Annotated in this window: 25 protein-coding genes and 1 pseudogene; 11 read left to right on the plus strand and 15 right to left on the minus strand. The window is 55.0% G+C overall.

Annotated features, from left to right (window positions below; all coding sequences use genetic code 11):
• The 4 genes and pseudogenes from G113_RS01860 to G113_RS01875 all read right to left on the minus strand — a co-directional run.
• Nucleotides 1-1,107 (minus strand): annotated as a pseudogene (locus G113_RS01860) (type IV pilin); the annotation flags it as partial.
• A gap of 11 nt (nucleotides 1,108-1,118) precedes the next feature.
• Nucleotides 1,119-2,228, minus strand: coding sequence for a PilX N-terminal domain-containing pilus assembly protein (locus G113_RS01865; RefSeq protein WP_005892268.1), 1,110 nt, complete (start codon nucleotides 2,226-2,228; stop codon nucleotides 1,119-1,121).
• 1 nt (nucleotide 2,229) lies between these two features.
• Entirely contained in the window at nucleotides 2,230-2,874 is a 645-nt protein-coding gene (locus tag G113_RS01870; protein WP_040318824.1) for a PilW family protein, read from the minus strand.
• Nucleotides 2,868-3,395: a GspH/FimT family pseudopilin gene (locus tag G113_RS01875; protein WP_040318831.1), complete on the minus strand. Its 528-nt coding sequence runs from the start codon at nucleotides 3,393-3,395 to the stop codon at nucleotides 2,868-2,870. Before G113_RS01875 ends, G113_RS01870 begins: the two co-directional genes overlap by 7 nt.
• Nucleotides 3,396-3,498: 103 nt before the next feature.
• Here G113_RS01875 and G113_RS01880 point away from each other — a divergent pair, with 103 nt between their 5' ends.
• Entirely contained in the window at nucleotides 3,499-3,888 is a 390-nt protein-coding gene (locus tag G113_RS01880; RefSeq protein ID WP_040318825.1) for a type IV pilin protein, read from the plus strand.
• A gap of 46 nt (nucleotides 3,889-3,934) precedes the next feature.
• Here G113_RS01880 and ispH read toward each other — a convergent pair whose 3' ends face one another.
• The 6 genes from ispH to murJ all read right to left on the minus strand — a co-directional run bounded on the left by ispH (nucleotide 3,935) and on the right by murJ (nucleotide 11,299).
• Nucleotides 3,935-4,870, minus strand: a complete 936-nt coding sequence (ispH, locus tag G113_RS01885) for a 4-hydroxy-3-methylbut-2-enyl diphosphate reductase (protein WP_005892282.1) — start codon at nucleotides 4,868-4,870, stop codon at nucleotides 3,935-3,937.
• 2 nt (nucleotides 4,871-4,872) lie between these two features.
• Nucleotides 4,873-5,325 carry an FKBP-type peptidyl-prolyl cis-trans isomerase gene (gene fkpB / locus G113_RS01890; protein WP_005892285.1) on the minus strand — a complete coding sequence of 151 codons (453 nt, stop codon included), beginning with the start codon at nucleotides 5,323-5,325 and terminating at the stop codon, nucleotides 4,873-4,875.
• A complete protein-coding gene (gene lspA / locus G113_RS01895; RefSeq protein ID WP_005892287.1) occupies nucleotides 5,322-5,837 on the minus strand; it encodes a signal peptidase II in 516 nt (171 codons plus the stop codon). Before lspA ends, fkpB begins: the two co-directional genes overlap by 4 nt.
• Nucleotides 5,837-8,698: an isoleucine--tRNA ligase gene (gene ileS / locus G113_RS01900; RefSeq protein WP_005892289.1), complete on the minus strand. Its 2,862-nt coding sequence runs from the start codon at nucleotides 8,696-8,698 to the stop codon at nucleotides 5,837-5,839. The genes lspA and ileS overlap by 1 nt, the downstream gene beginning before the upstream one ends.
• Nucleotides 8,698-9,672 carry a bifunctional riboflavin kinase/FAD synthetase gene (ribF, locus tag G113_RS01905; protein ID WP_005892291.1) on the minus strand — a complete coding sequence of 325 codons (975 nt, stop codon included), beginning with the start codon at nucleotides 9,670-9,672 and terminating at the stop codon, nucleotides 8,698-8,700. Before ribF ends, ileS begins: the two co-directional genes overlap by 1 nt.
• Nucleotides 9,673-9,733: 61 nt before the next feature.
• Nucleotides 9,734-11,299 (minus strand): murein biosynthesis integral membrane protein MurJ, encoded by a 1,566-nt coding sequence (gene murJ / locus G113_RS01910; RefSeq protein ID WP_005892293.1) that lies wholly within the window; start codon nucleotides 11,297-11,299, stop codon nucleotides 9,734-9,736.
• Nucleotides 11,300-11,490: 191 nt separating this feature from the next.
• On the opposite strand from murJ, the gene rpsT reads away from it, so the two are divergent.
• Nucleotides 11,491-11,754 (plus strand): 30S ribosomal protein S20, encoded by a 264-nt coding sequence (gene rpsT, locus G113_RS01915; protein ID WP_005892298.1) that lies wholly within the window; start codon nucleotides 11,491-11,493, stop codon nucleotides 11,752-11,754.
• Between the two features lie 49 nt (nucleotides 11,755-11,803).
• On the opposite strand, the gene G113_RS01920 is transcribed toward rpsT, so the two are convergent.
• The 5 genes from G113_RS01920 to G113_RS01940 all read right to left on the minus strand — a co-directional run bounded on the left by G113_RS01920 (nucleotide 11,804) and on the right by G113_RS01940 (nucleotide 16,765).
• Nucleotides 11,804-12,106: an ArsR/SmtB family transcription factor gene (locus G113_RS01920; protein WP_005892300.1), complete on the minus strand. Its 303-nt coding sequence runs from the start codon at nucleotides 12,104-12,106 to the stop codon at nucleotides 11,804-11,806.
• Between the two features lie 50 nt (nucleotides 12,107-12,156).
• The gene (gene nhaR / locus G113_RS01925; protein WP_005892303.1) at nucleotides 12,157-13,089 is read right to left on the minus strand and encodes a transcriptional activator NhaR; all 933 of its coding nucleotides are present in this window, start codon (nucleotides 13,087-13,089) and stop codon (nucleotides 12,157-12,159) included.
• A 65-nt stretch (nucleotides 13,090-13,154) separates the two neighbouring features.
• A complete protein-coding gene (locus G113_RS01930) occupies nucleotides 13,155-14,210 on the minus strand; it encodes a phage integrase (RefSeq protein ID WP_005892305.1) in 1,056 nt (351 codons plus the stop codon).
• A gap of 436 nt (nucleotides 14,211-14,646) precedes the next feature.
• Nucleotides 14,647-15,885: a hypothetical protein gene (locus G113_RS20875; protein WP_152435922.1), complete on the minus strand. Its 1,239-nt coding sequence runs from the start codon at nucleotides 15,883-15,885 to the stop codon at nucleotides 14,647-14,649.
• A 196-nt stretch (nucleotides 15,886-16,081) separates the two neighbouring features.
• A complete protein-coding gene (locus G113_RS01940; protein WP_005892309.1) occupies nucleotides 16,082-16,765 on the minus strand; it encodes a S24 family peptidase in 684 nt (227 codons plus the stop codon).
• A 122-nt stretch (nucleotides 16,766-16,887) separates the two neighbouring features.
• Here G113_RS01940 and G113_RS01945 point away from each other — a divergent pair, with 122 nt between their 5' ends.
• The 9 genes from G113_RS01945 to G113_RS01980 all read left to right on the plus strand — a co-directional run bounded on the left by G113_RS01945 (nucleotide 16,888) and on the right by G113_RS01980 (nucleotide 19,879).
• Complete coding sequence (locus G113_RS01945) at nucleotides 16,888-17,082, plus strand: Cro/CI family transcriptional regulator (protein ID WP_005892313.1); 195 nt, start codon at nucleotides 16,888-16,890, stop codon at nucleotides 17,080-17,082.
• Between the two features lie 10 nt (nucleotides 17,083-17,092).
• Entirely contained in the window at nucleotides 17,093-17,302 is a 210-nt protein-coding gene (locus G113_RS01950) for a hypothetical protein (protein ID WP_005892315.1), read from the plus strand.
• A gap of 48 nt (nucleotides 17,303-17,350) precedes the next feature.
• Nucleotides 17,351-17,863 (plus strand): phage regulatory CII family protein, encoded by a 513-nt coding sequence (locus tag G113_RS01955; RefSeq protein ID WP_040318826.1) that lies wholly within the window; start codon nucleotides 17,351-17,353, stop codon nucleotides 17,861-17,863.
• 10 nt (nucleotides 17,864-17,873) lie between these two features.
• Nucleotides 17,874-18,329, plus strand: coding sequence for a hypothetical protein (locus G113_RS01960; RefSeq protein WP_005892319.1), 456 nt, complete (start codon nucleotides 17,874-17,876; stop codon nucleotides 18,327-18,329).
• A gap of 255 nt (nucleotides 18,330-18,584) precedes the next feature.
• Complete coding sequence (locus tag G113_RS01965) at nucleotides 18,585-18,848, plus strand: helix-turn-helix domain-containing protein (RefSeq protein ID WP_005892321.1); 264 nt, start codon at nucleotides 18,585-18,587, stop codon at nucleotides 18,846-18,848.
• A 2-nt stretch (nucleotides 18,849-18,850) separates the two neighbouring features.
• Nucleotides 18,851-19,024 (plus strand): hypothetical protein, encoded by a 174-nt coding sequence (locus G113_RS21430; RefSeq protein ID WP_169510545.1) that lies wholly within the window; start codon nucleotides 18,851-18,853, stop codon nucleotides 19,022-19,024.
• Nucleotides 19,021-19,230, plus strand: a complete 210-nt coding sequence (locus G113_RS01970) for a hypothetical protein (protein WP_005892323.1) — start codon at nucleotides 19,021-19,023, stop codon at nucleotides 19,228-19,230. The genes G113_RS21430 and G113_RS01970 overlap by 4 nt, the downstream gene beginning before the upstream one ends.
• Nucleotides 19,227-19,523, plus strand: coding sequence for a hypothetical protein (locus G113_RS01975; protein WP_005892325.1), 297 nt, complete (start codon nucleotides 19,227-19,229; stop codon nucleotides 19,521-19,523). The genes G113_RS01970 and G113_RS01975 overlap by 4 nt, the downstream gene beginning before the upstream one ends.
• Nucleotides 19,520-19,879, plus strand: coding sequence for a hypothetical protein (locus tag G113_RS01980; RefSeq protein WP_005892327.1), 360 nt, complete (start codon nucleotides 19,520-19,522; stop codon nucleotides 19,877-19,879). The genes G113_RS01975 and G113_RS01980 overlap by 4 nt, the downstream gene beginning before the upstream one ends.
• Nucleotides 19,880-19,896: the final 17 nt, after the last annotated feature.

The raw sequence follows: 19,896 nt of genomic DNA on the forward strand, positions 1-19,896 counted from the left end.
ACTTATCTGATTGGCTGCAGCGGCAAGAAAATCCGAGGTAGTCACTATCACTTTGACCAGATTCCAATCTGGAATGGGGCGGTAATAACCATCCAGTCGCACAAAGCGGCAAGCATCGACGTAATTACCGCTGACCGCCACCACCAGAGCGCTGTTATAACGCTTGCGGCTGGTGTTAAGCGGGGCATAGTAGTTGGTAAACCCCGTCCCCGTTCCGTCGAAGTGATTCATGCAGCAACTGCCACACAATGCCGGCTGATTATTGCCACTGACGGTGCCACTTGGCTTGCTCTGCAGGGCGCCAATGTTCCAATAAAGCTGACCCGTTCCCGTCTTGTAAACTTGCCCCGGCAGATAGGCGCTAGCAGTAGAGCCATAGGTACAAGCACAGCTGACCGAGGTAATATCCTGCTGGATCTGCTGGGTGTTCCCCTGCCCGACAGGCTGGTAGGTCATGGTTTCAAATTGAACCTCCTTGCCTACCGCACTGTTCTTGGCACTGACGGTAGGGGATGGCTTACTGGTCTCCTGCTTGCTGCCATTGCCAAGATCTATCGAGATGACATCGGGGGCCACTCCGGGGGTATAGCTGATCTTGGGGCCTGCCCGAGTGGTATCCAGACCGCCAGTGATTTGACTGAGGGTCAGAGACTGAGACGGGGAGGCGTAGCCCACCAATGTGATATTGGGGGTCGCCCCTTCGCTGTTCGTCCAGCTGACCACAGCCCTGATCTCTTTGCGTCCAGGGTAATTCAATAGATAACCCGCCGGAGCGGTCGCTTGCCACGCGGAGGTGGCGCTATTCCAGTACTCATTGGCCACAGTCCATGCCAGCACATAATTGTCTCCTGACAGGCTTTTGGTTGCGGTCCCGCTCGCGATGGCGCTATAAGCGGTGAGGGGGGCAGTGGCCGTTACCAGGCTATTGAAGTTGCGAAACTCGTCCAGCTTTGATTCGGCAAGTCGCATGGCGATCTCATAACGCCGCCCATCCTGAGATGCCGTCAAAGCCGACTTGGACAAGGAGATCAACCCCACAACCCCCACCCCAACACCACCAGGGTGACCAGGATCTTCCAGCAGGCCAAATCCTTTTTGCCTTTTCATCCGCATATCCTCTACCAGTCGCGCCAGCTACCGGGTATCTGTTTAAGGGTCTGAAAGGCGGCCCCCGTTTTTATGTTGCTCAAGGCGGCCTCATCATACTTGGCATCATAGGTGCCGTTGGCCTTGCCCAGTTTGAAGTTGGCGGCAAGGGCACCATTGACGATGGCCCCACCATTTAATTTGATGTCTGTGGTTGCCGTGGCAGGATGGGAGGAGTAGGCAAAGATCAGGCCATAGAGCTGGTTATTACCGTTGATACTCAAGCTGCCATCCTTGACTATCAGCACCACAGGCGCGGACTGAGTACCAATATTGGATCCAGGGCTGCAATCGCCCTTGACGATGATGAGTCCAGTGGAGGTTGGCCCCAGGCTGCTGCAATTGTTGACTATCTGACTGGCCCTTGACTCTATATTGGCCCAACCTGCGGCATCATCATTTTCATTGAACAAATACCACACCAGATCGGTTGGGAAAGTCGGATCGCTGTCCTTGATATCAGATTGCTTATCCCCTTTCTGGCTGATATTGGCACTGCAACCGCCAGCATAGTCCCCTTGATGGCAGGTCTGACCCGAGCCATTGTTGAGATCGACATAATCATCGGTCCAGATAGAGAGCGGGACACCAGGCCCACCACCATTGGGGTTGGCAACCACAGTAAAGTTGCCCCCGACCGCCATCCCACCCGCCACAGTGAGTGGCGCCGCCGGTGTACCGGCCAGCACATTGGTCTGCACGTATTGCGCTTCGACGACAGCTTGCGCCTGACTATTGGCAAGCGTTGCCTGGGCACGTAAACGTATCGGGGTCACTAATGTGCTGCTACCTGATGCCACGGAAAAAGGCGTCATGTCCTGTGCGACCAGGGTATAACTCCCCGCAGCACCTGACGGTGAAACCGTCATGCTGCCGCGCCAGGCAGGGACACTGCTGATCCGGCCAAACCCATAGGAAATTCCCTGTTCAGCCAATGTCATTACCTGACGATAAAGGGCCTCATTCAATGTCACCCGACGGTCGGCGACCAGCAGCTTGCCAACCAGCAGGGAAACAGCCAGCAAGATGAGCAGGAGGATGAGGGTCACTGTGAAGGTGGTAAAACCGGACTGAGTTCTCATATCAGTAACCATCATTGCGCAGCTTGATATCACGCTGCAGGTTCAAGGTCAGCGCCGTATTATCCTTGTAGCGGCCCGATATATTGAGCTGGATGGCTCTTGCACCGCTTGCCTGGCTACTGGATAGCAAGTTATACGTCAGCGAGGTGATTTCAATGGTGTCATCAGTCGAGACCAAGCTGCCGCCATTACAGGCAGCCGTGGCCCCGGTCGCCAATTTGATCCCCTTGCTCGCAGTGCTGTAGCTATAAATCAGGGTTTCGAAGCTGCTGGAGGCACTGTTGTTAAGCACGCCATTGCCATTGTCGTCATAACGGACCCTGATGCAGCGGTAAATCTTGGAGCCTGTCACCGTTTCGTCCAATAAGTCAGTTGCCGCATTAAAATAGAAAGGAGAAGGGAGAGCACCGGACACCAATCGTGTCGCCGTCGCGGCACTGGCATCGAATCCGGCCCGTTGAATATCACGTGCCATCATGTCGGTGATGGCCTGCACCTCCTGATTGAGGCGACTCACCTTCATGGCGGTACTGTTTGCCCTGAGCACAGTCGCAAAGAGAGCCGTCACAGCCGCAACCAGAATCAGGCCAGCAACCATGGCCACCATCAGCTCAACCAAACTAAACCCTGCAGACCTTCTCAACATGCCGTCACCCCGCTGACGCTGCTGACGGCACAGGTCCGCACTCTGCCAACATTATTGGTTTTCACCTGCATGGCGTACGACCCCAGCGTAATGGCTATATTACCAGCCGTCAGTGTGCCTCGCCGGGGAGAGATATTGAGGGGTCTGATATTGGTAGCGGACTCACTGTAGCTGCCAACCAGGCTGATACCGGGAAACTCGCCAGCATCGACCCCTTTGCGCCCCTCAATGGAAGAACACGCATCGGCGCAGCTGGTACAGGAACCATCGATATGAATGCGATAGCACCAGTTGCTGGTGCCGCTGTTGAAGATGAGAAGATTCAATGTCTGGTTGCGCTTGATAGCTTCTGACTTAAGCAGCATGACATCGGTATAGATGGCCTGGGTAACAGCCCTGACGAGCTGCTCCTGACGCAGTGATTGATAACTGGGGATGGCAACCACCAATAGCAACGCAACCACCAGAGTGGCCACCATCAACTCAATCAGGGTAAAACCCCGGGATCCCTTCCCTTGCATCACCATTTTTGTCCAGACTCCCTGTCTGTGTGCCTTCATCCATGTGGAGGAAACAGCCCATACTATTCTATAGTATCAACCCGCCTCCCAAACCATGCCGACTATGAGAAAACACGCCAGAGGAATGACATTGATTGAGCTTATGGTGGCGGTAGCCATAGTGGCCATCATCGCCGCCGTGGCCTATCCCAGCTTCACGGACGGCTTGCGCAAGTCCCGCCGCGCAGAAGGGTTCAAGGGCCTGCTGACCATGCAGCTCAAGCAGGAGGAATACAGGGTCAGTAACAACAGCTACAGTGCCACCCTCAGTGCCGTCGGCAATCCTGCAAGCGACTATTACAATTTCAGCATCTCGGGAGCCTCCGCAACCGGGTATACCCTGATTGCTACCGCCAAGGGCGCCCAGAGTGGAGATAATAGCGGGGCGACCAGCTGCAACACCTTGACCCTCACCAAGGCTGATGCCAAAACACCCGCAGCCTGCTGGAAATAGCCCTGCTGCACCATGAAAAAAGCCCATCACCAGGATGGGCTTTTTGTCAGATGATGCGCAGTTCAGGCGGCACTTCGAACACCACGTTCTCTTCGCGCCCCGGGTGTTCCGCAACGATCTTGCCCCCCAGCTCACGCAGGCGGGCTATGACGTTTTTCACCAACACCTCAGGAGCCGAGGCGCCAGCAGTGACGCCTATGGCCTTGACCCCCTCCAGCCAGCCAGGATCTATCATGGAAGCATCATCGATGAGGTAGGCACGGGCCCCCACTTTCTCGGCCAGCTCACGGAGGCGATTGGAGTTGGAGGAGTTGCGCGAACCGACCACCAGCATGGCTTCCACCAGCCCGGCCATCTCCCGCACCGCATCCTGGCGGTTCTGGGTGGCGTAGCAGATGTCGTCCTTGCGCGGCCCCTGGATCTTGGGGAACTGCTTGCGCAGGGCATCGATGACATCCGAGGTCTCATCCACACTCAAGGTGGTCTGGGTGACAAAGCAGAGATCATCCGGGTTCTTCACCTTGAGATTGGCCACGTCCTGTGGCGTCTCCACCAGATACATGCCCCCTGCCGGGTTTTCGTACTGCCCCATGGTGCCGATCACCTCGGGGTGGCCGGCGTGGCCGATGAGCACGGCCTCCGATCCCTTGCGGCTGGCACGGTGGACTTCCATATGCACCTTGGTCACCAGCGGGCAGGTGGCATCGAACACCTTGAGAGCACGGGACCTGGCCATCTCGCGCACCGTCTTGGCCACGCCATGGGCCGAGAAGATGACGATGCTGTCATCCGGCACCTCATCCAACTCCTCGACAAAGACAGCACCCGCGTCCTTGAGCTTGTTCACTACATAGCGGTTGTGTACCACCTCGTGGCGCACGTAGATGGGAGCACCGAATTTTTCCAACGCGCTCTCGACTATGCTGATTGCACGATCGACACCCGCGCAGAAACCACGGGGGTTAGCTAGCAGAATATCCACGATCAGAGCACCTCTTTCACATCATCAACGGCTAGGATTTCCACCTCGAAAGTGACGGTATGTCCCGCCAGTGGATGGTTGAAATCAACCGTCACCGACGCGCCTTCCGCCGCCCGCACTATGCCGGGCAGCTCGCCGCCATTGGGCTGGTCGAAGACGATGATGGCGCCAACCTTGGGCTCCACATCCGCGCCGAACTTGGCCCTGTCCAGATGATAGATGTTGTCCGGGTTGGACAGACCAAATGCCTGCTCCGGCGCCAAGGTGAAGCTCTTGGCCTCCCCTTGCCGCAGGCCCAGCAAGCACTGCTCAAAGGTATCGGTCAGACTGCCATCCCCCATCGTCAGACGGGCCGGTTTGCCGTGCAACTGAGTGCTGTCGGCGACGGAGCCATCTTCCATCTTGATGGTGAAGTGGAACAGCACAGTACTGTCATGGCTGATGAGCTTGCTCATAACGACTCCTTGCCTTGCTTGTTCGCCACCTTTTCGCCTCGAAAACCTTCCAGCACTATCATGGTCGCACCGATGAAGATGAAGCTGTCAGCCAAGTTGAACGCTGGCCAGTGGGAACGCTGCCAGTAGAAATCGAGGAAATCGACCACATGACCCAGTACCAGCCGATCAAAGACGTTGCCAAGGGCCCCGCCGATGATCAGGGAATAGGCGATACCGCTCCAGCGCATGGTCACCGACTGCTTTCGCAGCCAGTGTGTCAGCAGCCCACAGATGGCAAACGCCAAGACCGCGAAGAACCAGCGCTGCCAGCCCCCCTGATCGGCCAGGAAGCTAAATGCCGCCCCTTTGTTGTAGACATGCACCAGATTGAAGAAGGGGGCGATCTCCACCCCCGGGTAACCAAACGGCAGCATCTTGACCACGGCCAACTTAGTCGCCTGGTCAAGCATGAAGGCCACAACCGCCAGCCACAGCCAGCGCAGGCCACTCTTTTCATGAGTCATCTTCATCAGGCAAATTGACGAGCTTCGCCGTCACCCTCAACGTTGCTAACGCAGCGGCCACAGATCTCTTCGTGACCGGCTATGGTGCCCACGTCTTCCACATGGTGCCAGCAGCGATCGCACTTGGCGGCCGCAGACTGGGCCACATTCAGCCACAAATCGTCACGCTCGGTCGCAACGCTGCCTTCCGGCATGCGGTCTGCCAGGACCACGTTGGCCTTGGAGGTGAGCAGCACGAAACGCAGCTCGTCGCTCAGGGCATTGAGACGTTCGGCCAGAGCAGGCTTGGCGAACAGGGTCAGCTCGGCCTGCAAAGAACCACCGATACGCTTCTCACCACGGGCCGCTTCCAGGGCCTTGTTCACCTCACCGCGCACGGTCAGGATTTCGGCCCAGAACTCATCCCCCATCTGCTCACCGGCAGCCAGGCCATAGAGGCCGTCATACCACTCTTCGGTGAACACGAACTCAGTACGCTCACCCGGCAGCAGAGCCCAGATCTCATCGGCGGTGAAGCTCATGATGGGTGCCATCCAGCGAACCATGGCCTCGGCGATGTGGTAGAGGGCACTCTGGCAGGAGCGACGCGCCAGACCATCGGCCTTGGCGGTGTACTGGCGATCCTTGATCACATCCAGATAGAAGGAGCCCATCTCGATGGAGCAGAACTGCATCAACTTCTGAGTCACGCCATGGAAGTTGTAGGACTCATAAGCTTCGATGATCTCGGCTTGGACAGCCTGAGCTCGGCCCACGGCCCAGCGATCCACCACGACCATGTCGGTAGGCGCTACCATGTCGGTTGCCGGATTGAAACCGCTGAGGTTGGCCAGCAGGAAGCGGGCGGTATTGCGGATACGGCGATAGGCATCGGCGCTACGCTTGAGGATCTCGTCGGAGACCGTCATCTCGCCGGTGTAGTCGGTGCTGGCTACCCATAAACGCAGTATGTCGGCACCCAGCTTGTTCATCACATCCTGAGGACTGACCACGTTACCGATGGACTTGGACATCTTGCGACCCTGACCATCGACGGTGAAGCCGTGGGTCAGAACCTGGTTGTAGGGCGCCTTGTTATTCATGGCCACCCCTATCATCAGGGAAGACATAAACCAGCCACGGTGCTGATCCGAACCTTCCAGATAGAGATCGGCGGAGTGGCCGTTGAACTCGGGGCGTGCAGCGACCACAGAGGAGTGGGTCGAGCCCGAATCAAACCAGACGTCCAGGGTGTCAGGCACCTTGTCGTAGTTGTCGGCATCGCTGCCCAGCAGATCGGCCTTGTCCAGATCCCACCAGGCCTGGATACCTTCTTGCTCAACCCGTTTGGCAACTTCGTGCATCAGGCGCACGGATTCCGGGTGCAACTGCTGGGTCTCTTTGTGTACGAACAGGGAGATGGGCACACCCCAGGTACGCTGACGGGAGATACACCAGTCCGGGCGGTTCTCGACCATGGCCTGGATGCGGTTCTTGCCCCACGCCGGTACCCAGCCGCTTTGGCCCTGCTGAGCGATGCCATCTTGCTCGATGCGCTCGATCTCAGCCAGAGCCTGCTTGCGCAGCCCTTGCTGTTCCATGCTGATGAACCACTGGGGGGTGGCACGGAAGATGATCGGGGTCTTGTGACGCCAGCAATGCGGGTAGGAGTGGTTGAACACCTTGTGATGGAGCAAGGCGCCATGACTCTTGAGCACTTCTACCACTGCGGTATTGGCTTTGAAGACATGCTGACCGGCGAACAACGGGGTATCCGGCAGGTAAACACCATTGCTGCCAACGGGGTTAGCCACTTCCAGACCATACTTCTGGCCGACCACGAAGTCTTCCTGACCGTGACCAGGCGCAGTGTGCACCGCGCCGGTACCGGCATCGAGGGTAACGTGCTCACCCAGTACCACAGGGACATCGAAGCTGTAGAAGGGGTGCTTGAAGCGCAGCAGCTCAAGGGCCGCGCCCTTGGCATAACCCAGATTGTGGAAGTGATCGATACCGGCTCGGTCCATCACGTCCTTGACCAGGTCGGCGGCCAGGATCAGGCGCTCCGGGTGCTCACCTTCAACCTGGACCAGGGCATAGTCCAGATCCGCATGCAGCGCGACGGCGCGGTTGGCCGGCAGGGTCCAAGGGGTGGTAGTCCAGATAACGACGGAGAGCGCGCCACGGCCATAATGGCCCTCGGCGCAGTCAAACTTGGCTGCCACGTCAGCCTCGTCGACGGCCTTGAAGCGCACATCGATGGAGGGGGAATCCTTGTCATAGTACTCCACCTCGGCTTCGGCCAGGGCGGAGCCGCAATCGGTACACCAGTGCACCGGCTTGGAGCCTTTGTGCAGGTGGCCGTTGTCGACGATCTTGGCCAGGGAGCGGATGATGTTGGCTTCGGTGCCAAAGTCCATGGTCAGGTAGGGCTTCTCCCAATCCCCCAACACGCCCAGACGGACGAAATCGGTCTTCTGGGCCTCAATCTGAGTCTTGGCATACTTGCGGCACTCGGCACGGAACTCGGCAGCAGAAACCTTGACGCCAGGCTTGCCAACCTTGCCTTCCACTTTCAGCTCGATGGGCAGGCCATGGCAGTCCCAACCCGGCACATAGGGGGAGTCGAAACCGGACAGCCCCTTGGACTTGATGATGATGTCTTTTAGGATCTTGTTGACCGAGTGACCGATGTGAATGCTGCCGTTCGCATAGGGAGGGCCGTCATGCAGGATGAATGAAGGCTTGCCCGCTTTGGCGCGGCGAATTGCCCCGTAGAGATCCTGATCGTACCAACGCTTGAGCATACCGGGTTCGCGCTTGGCCAGATCGCCACGCATCGGGAACTCGGTTTCCGGAAGATTCAGGGTGTGTTTATAGTCGCTCATCAGTCCTGGGTTCCCTTCTTTTCTAAAAGAGTGCTGGGTAAATTGAATAACGGCAGCCCAAACCAGGCTCGGGCTGCCTGGGCATCTCGTTCGATCTGCTCTTTCAAGGCGGAGAAAGAGGCAAATTTTTGCTCTTCGCGCAGTTTGTGGCGAAGCAGCACCTTGACCTGTTGACCGTAGAGATCGCCAGAAAAATCAAATAAATGTACTTCCAATCTGGCCTGCGAGCCGCTCAACGTCGGCCTCACACCCACATTGGCAACGCCGGGGAATAGATTGTCGGAACATACCACTTCCACCGCAAACACGCCACCGACCGGGCTGACCCGGCGTTTGAGGGCAAGGTTGGCCGTCGGAAAACCTATGGTGCGTCCCAGCTTGTCACCATGGGCTACCCGCCCAGTGATGGCATAGGGGCGGCCGAGCATGAGTTCCACTTCGGCCATGCGCCCCGCGCCGAGAGCCTCGCGAACTAGCGTGCTGCTGACCCGCTGGCGGGCAAGTTGGAAACTCTGGGTGCTGACCACCTCGAAGCCGTGACGGCGCCCGGCTTGTTGCAGCAGTTGAAAATCCCCCTCCCGGCCTTGGCCGAAACGAAAATCATCTCCCACCACCAGGTAGCGAACCCCAAGCTTCTCGACCAGCAGCTGCTTGATAAAGATGTCGGCGGACTGGGCGGCAAACTCGCGGCTAAAACGCACGCAAAGCAGGCGGTCTATGTGCAGCGCTGCCAGCGCCTCTACCTTCTCTCGCAGGCGGGAGAGGCGAGCGGGCGCGTCATCCCCTGCAAACAACTCCAGGGGCTGGGGCTCAAACAGCATGACGCAGGCTGGCAGCCCAAGAGCGGCAGCCTTCTCCTGCAGGCGCGTCAGCACCGCCTGGTGGCCCTGATGGACCCCATCAAAGTTGCCAATGGTCAACACACAGCCCTGGTGACGGGGCTTGAGATTGTGAATACCGCGGATAAGCTCCATCAGTGCCTTGTGTTCTGCTGCTGTCGAAATCGCCGGATTATATATCAGGCAGCGGTCTGGATCAGCCCTCGCGGCTGGATTTCAGGTGTCGTGGTCGGATTCCGAGCATCAGCAGGCAGATCCCGTAGACGCCGCCTCCCATCAGCAGCAACAGCGTCAGCTCCCAACTGGCCTTGGCCATGCTCCAAGCCCCCCATTGGGCAAGATCCGGTGACAGGTAGCCAAGTAGGCCCCCCATCATCAAGGTCGAAGCCAATAACTTGAGGCAGAAGACCCCGGTTTGACGGGATGGACGATAGACACTCTGCTGATAGAGGCCTTTAAACAGCAGGGCTGCGTTCAGAGTGCCGGCACAGGCGGTCGCCAGCGCCAACCCCACATAACCGAGGGGGTAGATGAAGATGAGGTTGCACACCATATTGGTCACCATGGCCATGATGCCGATCCGCACCGGCGTCCTGGTGTCCTGACGTGCATAGTAGCCGGGGGCCAGCACCTTGATCAGCATCAGGGAGAGCAGGCCAGTGGTCGACGCCAGCAGACTGGCGCTGGACATGGCAACCTCGTGCAGACCGAACTCACCGCGCATGAAGAGCACCCGCAGTATGGGTTCACGCAAGATGGCAATCCCTATCATGGCCGGCAGGCCGAGCAGCATCACCATGCGCACCCCCCAATCCATGGTGCGGGAAAAATCGGCGGGATCTGAATCCACATGCTTCTTGGCCAGAGCAGGCAGGATGACGGTGCTGATGGCCACTGCAAACAGGCCTAAGGGGAATTCCAGCAGGCGATCCGAGTAGTAGAGATAGCTGATGGCCCCGGTCGCGAGGAAGGAGGCCAGCATGGTGTTGACCAGCAAGTTGATCTGGCTGACCGATACCCCGAACAGTGCCGGGATCATCAGGGTGCGGATCTTGACCACCCCAGGATGGTGCCAGCCCCACTTGGGCCATACCAACATATTGATTTGGCGCAGGAAAGGATACTGGAATAGAAACTGCACCAGGCCGCCCAAAAAGACCCCGATCGCCAGGGAGAGCTCCGGCCTGTCCATCAGCGGCGCTATCCACCAGGCCGACGCTATCATGGTGATGTTGAGAAAGACGGGTGTGAAAGAGGAGACGGCGAAGCGGCCGAAGGTATTGAGGATGGCCCCCGCCATGGCGGTGAAGGTGATAAACCAGAGATAAGGAAAAGTTATTTTGAGCATCAAACTGGCCAGCTCGAACTTCTCGGCCGCCGGACCATCATGCAACCAATCCCAGAACCAGCCCCAGCCAAACAGGGCAGTCAACACGCCAGAGCCCAGCACCCCAAACAGAGTCACTATGGTCACTATGCCACCAAGGGTACCTGCCACCGCCGCCAGCAACTCGCGCACCTCCCGCTCATCGCCATTTTTCTTGTACTCGGTCATGACCGGGACGAAGGCTTGGTTGAAGGCACCTTCGGCAAAGAGCCGCCGCAGGAAGTTGGGAATGCGATTGGCAAAGAAGAAGACATCGGCAGCCGCTCCTGCGCCGAGCAGATTGGCGATAACCACATCGCGAACCAAGCCCATCACGCGGGATACCAGTGTCATTGAGGACACTATCATACCGGATTTGATCAATTTCTTACTCAAGACGAGGCCTCTGGAACTGTCAGAATGAAAAGAATGCTGCTAGAATCGGCCGACAGTTTAACCGCCTCCCAACTGACACACCACCGGGGGGCGGTGTTTATTTGCACAAATCATTTGACAATATGTGGTTGAGAAGGCATATTTCCGGGCCTTTTCAATACACTCGCTAAGACAGTTTTAGGAGTTTTACCTTGGCTAATATCAAATCTGCTAAGAAGCGCGCGATTCAGTCAGAGAAACGTCGTCAACACAACGCTAGCCGTCGTTCTATGACCCGTACCTATCTGAAGAAAGTAATTGCTGCAATCGCTTCTGGCGACAAAGCTGCTGCCGTTGCTGCTTTCGCTACCGCTCAGCCGATCATGGATCGCATGGCTACCAAAGGCCTGATCCACAAGAACAAAGCTGCTCGTCACAAGAGCCGCCTGTCTGCCCAGATCAAAGCTATGGCTTAATCAGCTTCGGCTGAATAAAGCAAAAAAAACCGGCCTCAGTGCCGGTTTTTTATTTATCTGTCGTGCAGTAAAGTTTGTGCAACAAACCTATCATCTCGCGCACCTCATGGCTGCGTAGCGAATAATAGACCGTCTGGGCCTCTTTTCGCGTCTCTACTAGCTCATCTCGCCGTAGTACCGCCAGATGTTGTGACAATGCTGACTGGCTCAAGCCAAGGACTTCGTTCAATTCGCCGACCGACAACTCCTTGTCCAGCAGCTGACAGAGAATGAACAGCCTTCTCTCGTTGGCCAGCGCCTTGAGCAAGGCCACCGCCCTCCCCGCATTCGCTTCCATCGCTTCCAGATCCATGCCGTACTCCTCTTGACGCAAGTCGGGATAATACCTTGACTGGCCTCAATTTAAAACGACAGGCTGGCCGGCTGTATGGTGGAAAAATTCTCCTGTCCGGCAAACAGGAAAGAGAAATCACTCTCGCATACCCGCTTGACCGCTGGGTGCTGGATCATACGTTCCGCGAAGATGACGTAATACTCCTCCATCAGATCCTGGGTCTCACCGAGCAGCATGACGCCCTCCCCCTCCAGTATCTCTTCCCGGTAGATAGTGGGTGCCATGAAGATGCCCTGATTGAAGAAGCCGAAGGCCTTCATCAGCGCGGCATCATCAAATTCCCCCAAAATACTGGGGGAGATACCTTGTTGCTCAAACCACTGGGTCAGCTGACGTCCCATGGCCGTGCGGCGACCCGGGATGAGCAACTTGCGCTCCTCCAGACAAGCGGGAAAAGGCTTTTCCGGCAGCGGTGCCTTGCAAAAGAAGCTGACCCCGCAGCCACCGAGTCGCTTGGAAAGCAGGCCAGCATGCTGGCTGGAGTCCACCGGGCAGTCAGAGAGGATCATGTCGAGCTTGTGCTCGCTCAATTGTTCGAGCAGCAGCTCGTGGGTCGATTCGAAGCAGCGCAGATGGATGGAGCCATCATTGGGTATGACGGAGAGCAGCACACGGCTAGCCAGGCGCTTGGAGAGTGCATCGGCGATACCGACGTCGAACAGTATCTGGCTCTCCTTGCGGTAATTGACGATATCCAGCATCTCGTAGGAGAGGCTGAACATCTTGTCAGCGTAACGAAACACTAACTGCCCCAACTCGGTGGCCTCAAGAGAGCGCCCCTTGCGCTTGAGCAACTTGCCCCCCAGCCGATGCTCCAGCAACTTGATCTGGCCAGTAACCGTCTGGGGCGTCAGGAAAAGAGCCTCCGCCGCCTGAGTGACTGAGCCCTTCTTCTGAGTCATCCAAAAATAATAGAGGTGATTGTAGTTAAGGTGTGACATAGCGGCGCAATCCCGTAATACTCAGCTGTTTGATAGGGTATAGGAGGCAATAAAAGCGAATAATCCTAAACTATGCCGCCATTTTGCCGCCATATTTCCAACGGGTTTAATCGGGCGGCATCTTCCAAATGGTCGGGTGCAAAGTGGGCATAGCGCATCGTGTCACGGATGTTTGCATGGCCCAATATCTTTTGTAGAACCAGAATATTGCCGCCATTCATCATAAAGTGGCTGGCGAACGAATGGCGCAAGACGTGGGTCAGCTGACCATCAGGCAATTCAATACCGGTTGTTTTCAGTGCCCTTCCGAAATCCAGATAGCATGGCTGAAACAGCTGGCCGCTCTTGCTACCCGTCATCAGCTCATCATAAAGCGCTTTACTGATCGGCACCGTCCGGTTTTTGTTGCCCTTGGTGTTGGTATAGGTAATTCGGTACGGGGTGACCTGCGATGTAGTCAGTGATTCAGCCTCACGCCAGCGCGCGCCTGTCGCCAGACAGATTTTGATAATGAGCGCCAGATCAGAGTTAGGGTATCGCTGCGCCGCCAAGAGTAGATCGGCGATCTGCCACTGCTGCAGAAAGGTCATCTCGGGATCGGGGGTTTTTACTGCGGCGGCTGTCTGCAATGGATGCGGGTGAAGCCATTCACCCAAACGGATCAGCTCACCGAATACCGCCTTGATGAATGCTAATTCCTGATTAACCGTTCGAGCAGTGATGGCCTTTTTTGCTCCTACATTCCAACCATTGTCGATTTCACCGGCCATTCGCTTGGCGCGGTAATGCGCCCACATTTTAGGGGTGACATCAATTGCCTTCGGATTTTCCATGCCGTTGCAGATGATCTGCAGCTTGGCCAGCCGGACATGCTGACGCTTAAGGGTCTGGCCATGAAGCTTGAACCAGAGATCGATCATGTCTTGCAAGGTGCGATGCTCTTTAGCCTCTTGCCCTAGCCAGGGCTTGGCCCGATGCTCATCAAGGGTGAAGCGCTCCCAGGCCAATGCTTCCCCTTTTGTGGCGAAGCGCTTTCGTTTGCGAGGACCATCACGGCCTTGGGGGTAGACTTCAGCCAGCCAGAGTTTGGGCTTGCCATCATCGAGTTTGCGAACAGTCATTGATTTATATCAGCTCAAATCTTCAGGAAGGTGTGAGTAGATGGATTAGTTGGCAATTTAGCGTCCAAAATCGTCAGAATTGGAAACTGGTGTATAGAGCTGCCAACGCTGCCACTTCAGTGCGAGCAAACAGTTCAATGTGGGAGATAGTCATGAGTCTGCCTAATCCTGAGTTGAGAATGGTCTCACCTGATCGATGAAGTACAAATGGCAAGAAGAATTACGCCAATTGCCTCATCGAGTCGCCCCCCCCTACAAGGGAAGGGCACGATTGAACATGTGCGCGCCGAGGGCCTCTACTGGTGCAGTTGCCAGAGTAGGCCACTAATGGCGAAATCAATATTCTAACAGCCATCCTAGCAGACCCGCTTCGACCAGTCGGCATGTGAAACCTTTCGCTGTTTCATGCAAACGACAACCGCTTTGACAACTATTTTTATAAAGAAATATATCTCCCTCCAATGTTTGTATAAAACTGTTCCGAGGTTAAACCAAACCCATCTTTTAACAAAATTTTTATGGAGTCAAAATCTACGTAGTCAATATCAAATTTTCTACTTCTCTGATAAGAGCTTTGTACAACAATATTTTTATCTTTATAAAGACATATAGCAAGTTCAGGGTCTGGCGCAGATGAGGATGACTTATCGACCAACTCAATATCTAAAGAGCCATTATTCTCAACGACAAAGGGAACAAACTTCTTTTTATCAAAATCATTCCATGCTAGATCTTCAGCGCCCATACTAAACTTCAACATGAAGTTATCTATATTGTTATTCTTTACAGTCCGGATAGCATTGATTATTTCATCAACAGGAGGAGCGCTGTGATCAACCCCCCAGTTACCAACTACAAAATCTACAAAGGAGAACCTAAAACAATTTCCATAACGTCTTTCGCCACCCATTAAGCACTCTAAGTAAGGTTTGGCATGCTTCACCAAATGCCAATCACTTTTATTTTGAAGGTAAAGTATTCTACTTGAGCTATTTGAAGGGGCAGTTCCAAGCTTATGTTTTATAGAGAATTTTTCTAAAATCGCTTTCGCTTCATCAGTGTTATTGGATTTATCTATGTCGGTATCAAATGCAAGTCTAACGTATTTATCAACATGCATCTTATGATATTTTGTTATGTCAGTTTGTGGATTCCATACTATTGCAACCGATTGTATTGTCGAATTTATAGCCAGTAGAGCTGCGGCAAAACCACCTCCGCTACCACCGACAAAGATCGGCTTCAATTTGTGTTTAGAAATAATACTTTCTACTATCTTAAGTATCCTATCCTGAAGATCTATTTGACTTATATTTCCTGCATACCAACCAAGGTTGAGTGACTTATCAATTGATAGTGTCGGGTCTGAAATCGCTACAATTGGTAAATTACATTTTTTTGCTAATTCTAAACCAGAGAAGAATGGAGCGTCCTTACTTTCTCTATTACTAACAGCTCCAGACATTACGATAATACAAAACTCGCCTTCAACCGGAATGCCCGAGGCGCCAACGAGTCCATTTACATAAACATCAATTTCTTGACTGTCACTCTTATATACATGAATGCCACTCTGCAAATATTCTTCTTTAATGTCATCGTGATTAAAAACATTACAATTCCATTTGTTATAGTTTTTACTTAAATTGCTGTTCACAGCATCTATAACTTCCATATATAAACTCTCTATTGTAATTAAAATATAATATTTTTAGCGCTCTGTGATTAACTATGAGTTGCTTGCTTAGACTGCTCTACCGCATGAACATAGACCACGATAACCACTATCTAATTCGGTGACAGTGAATAACGGATCCATTAGCTAGCTATCCTTCCTAGTGAGGAAGAAAAACGGGAATAGATGCACCTTGTTATCTTTTCCTGAAAGTTCTGTGCTCAACCATCACGCCTATGATCTCGATATGCTGCCGGTCGGAGTGCATAGGCGGGTAATCTTCATTAAGCGGTACCAATTCAAACACCTCTTTCCCGTTCTCATCGATACCGCGAGGCCGGTACTTTTTGAAGGTGGCCTCGTCGCTGCCGTTTTTGGCTACCACGAAATCCCCCGGACGCGGCTGTTCGTCAGGGTCAACGATCACCAAATCGCCTTCATTGAATTGCGGTGACATCGAGTTGCCACGCAACCAGAGACCAAAACCACGGGGGCCGATGTCCACACTGGCCGTCACATACTCCACGTTGCCATCAAAGCCCGTAGCCTGTTCGCATATCTCCCGCCAGTTGCCTGCCTGCACATAGCTGAGGATCGGCACTCGATCACCCTGCGGGATGACCGCTGGCTCTACGTTGCGGTAACCAGGAAACGGAGACTCAACCACGCTAGTGACGCCTTCCTCTTTGCCTGTCAGTAGCCAATCGACAGACACGCCAAGCGCAGCCGCTAAGTCGTTGAGATAGCGGCCCTTTGGCTGGTTCAGACCTGACTCCCACTTGCCTACCGAAACACCGGTTATGCCTATGGCTTTGCCTAACGCAGCTTTGGATAGGCCAAGGGCTGACCTTCTACTGAAAATTCGTTCTGAGATGTGCATTAACCTAGCTTAACTTTCGAGATCAAACCCTAAGGTTCATTATTTCAAACCTTAAGCTTGCTTATGGTAAAACCCTAAGTTACGATTGGCCGAATCAAAACTTAAGGTTGCAATGAGGGTTTATGAAAAAAATAGATGCCATCAACCACTTCGGGTCAGCGGCTGAGCTGGCGAAGAGGCTGAACATTTCAGAAGCAGCAATTTCCCAATGGGGCGAAACCATACCCCAAGGTCGCGCCTACCAGATTGAAGTGCTGACCGTCGGCAAGTTGAAGGCCGACCCCATCACGCCAACCCCTGATAACAACGCACAGTAAGGGCCTCGCCATGACGCCAACCATCCCCGTTTATACCTTTCCGGTTTGCTCCAAAGAGAAGTTCGCCGAGCTGAGCGGTTTTTCTGAGGACTACGTCCAGTCGATGATCGAGGCGGGCCGGTTGCCTTACCTGCCTAAAGACGGCCAGCGGCAAAAGGTGGTCATCAATCTCGAAGCGCTGCGGATGCAGTGCCAGACGGCCGCATTGGTTTCTCGTTGAGTTGCCTTACAGCCAGCTAACCATAGCGAACTTTGGAGGGAAATCAGAGTGTCAAATAAGCCCAGGTTTTCACACAACCACTTTGCCAGTGCATGCGACTGTTTCAAAGAGAGGCATAACGTCAGCCAGTTGGAACGCGCGCTCGGCATGAAAAGCGGCGTGCTGCACAACAAGCTCAACGAGGCATGCGAAAGCCACAAGCTGACGGCCATCGATCTCATCGCGCTGTATCACGCCACCGAAGGGGACGAAACCCTGATCGACGGCATGCTGATGGAATGTGGCCTGACCGCCATGGCCATTCCAAAAGCTGAACGCGCGCCATCACTGCCCCATCAAGCGATCGACCTCAATGCCAAGGTCGCCAGCATCGGCCAGCGAGCGCTGGAGCTGACCAGCCGGGGCCGGATCACCCGCTCGGAACGCAACACCCTGGTGAGCGTGGCCACGTCAGCGATGGGGTCTATCGCCATCTTAATCCATGACATCGAGGCCCGTTTTCAGGCCGTGCCGACCGTCGCCTGCGCATCAGACATCCTGATGCAAACCATGACCATGTAAGGGGGAAGCCATGCAAAAACACATCGACTCAGAGCAACGCAATTTGGCTGGCCTGACGCCAGTCGAACAGGCCGCGATGAACACCGCAGGATTAATGCTGGTGCGCGAACTGTTCGGCAAGACCCGCAGCAGCCTGGATACCGACTGGCTGGACATCAGCTCCGCCAAAAAAGCCGCGATTTGCACCATCGCCCGCCAATCGCGTGGCCAGATGATGACCGCAACCCTGTCTGCCCTGCCCCATGCACAACGTGAGGCGATCCGGTTGGCCGTGCTGGAACTGGATTATCAAGGTGAATTTCGCTGCGGCTGTGACAGCAAGGTATGGCACCCGGCTCCGGTGACCCGCGCTATCGGCGATATCGAGAGAGAGAAGAAGGAACGAGCCGCCAAGCTGCGCATGAAACGCGCCGTGTTGGCTGCCAGCGAGATGGTCAAGCAAGGCCCTCGCGCCATTGGGCAATAAAAAAGCCCGCTTAACGGAGCAGCAACTCCAGCGGGCCTTTCATTCGTCAACTAGGAAAATCGACATGCCAACTTTAGCGATCCCCTGCGCTCTGCGCAACCTTCGTATTCAACAACGCAAGCTGGCGGGCCGTTGTGGCTCCCGTCTTACCCAGCACCCTGACGGAATTGCGCTCGCTGAGCGGTCCACTGCACTGGCGTGGGCCTCCCTGTTCAGTTGCATCCATCCCTGCACAGCTCAACAAGGAGCCTGACCATGTCCGAACAAATGACCGCTATCAACCTGCTTAACCACCATGCCGCCAAGCGCCTGCGTCAGTTGCGGGAGCAGTTGGGCATGAGCCGCCCCAAGTTCGCCGACCTGCTGGGCATTCCGCCCACCACACTCAAGAACTATGAGTTGGGATACAGGGAGGTCGGAGGCGGCCTGTTCCTACTCATTGCGAACCATGCAGACCTGAAACAGCACCTCCACTGGTTGCTGACCGGTGCCCATACCAACCCACAGCAGGAGGCATAACCATGGCCGCCATTATCACTCGCCACACCGAACCCACCATCAAGGCCGCCAGTGCCTATCTGGTTAGCCGCGGTTACATCAACTGCGGCACCACCTGGTTGAAAGGCCAACGCGGATACGCCCGCATGGAGCGCCTTATCTCAGGCTCAATCCGCATTGTTGAGGGGGTGGCATGAGCATCGATGCCATTCATATCGCCAAGCGGGCAGAGCGGGCCGTGCTGCCGCTGCTGACCGAGCTGCTGGCCAGCAACGAGCAGGTCAACCGCATTGCCCTGGGGGAGCTCTACTCGGGAGATCAATACATCCAGGTGCAGCTGGTCGTGACCAGCAAGCAGGAAGACCTGATGGATGACGACTCAGTGATGGGGGACGAGGAATGAGCGACCTGTTTGAACTTGAGCCGCCTATCGATGAATTGGCTCAAACCGAGTCTGGCCCAGCTCACCTGCGGGCACCTGAACCTGTTAGCCAGCTGGCTAAGCACTTTGCTTTTTCTGTGGATGCGGTAAAGCGCGCCGGCGAATTCAGCCAGGAGGAAACGCTGTTGATGGGAGGGATCCGTACTCTGTATTGGCTGGCACTGGGTCAAGGCGACACCGCGCTGGCCAGAGATATTGGCGATTGGTGGTTTGAGAACGCGCAAAAGTACGGGTTGAGGGAGGTAATCGCATGAACGCAATTATCCAAGATGACGACGGCGTAAATGCTGTGTTCAAGGCTGATATTGCGGCGAAGAACTTCATTATCACTGTGCATAGAGAAGCACTTCGTCAGATTCAGCGTCAACTGCTCATGTTGCGCAGAGCGAATCTGCCTAATACCAACGTGTATGCCATTAGGTCCCTGCTCGCTGCCTGCCGCCGTGAAAGGTTAACTATCGCTACTTGTTTGGACATGATCGCGTTTCAAGAAGACCTGCTGGATGAGAAAGCTGGTCGAGATGCTGCCATCGAAAATGGAACTTACCTTGAGTGGTTGGGATGGGAACCCTGCGACCAACTCCATGGACTTGGGGAGACCATCAAATGAGCCTCCGCCTGATATCA

It is taken from the genome of Aeromonas molluscorum 848 (genome assembly GCF_000388115.1).
GTDB classification, from domain to species: Bacteria; Pseudomonadota; Gammaproteobacteria; order Enterobacterales; family Aeromonadaceae; genus Aeromonas; species Aeromonas molluscorum.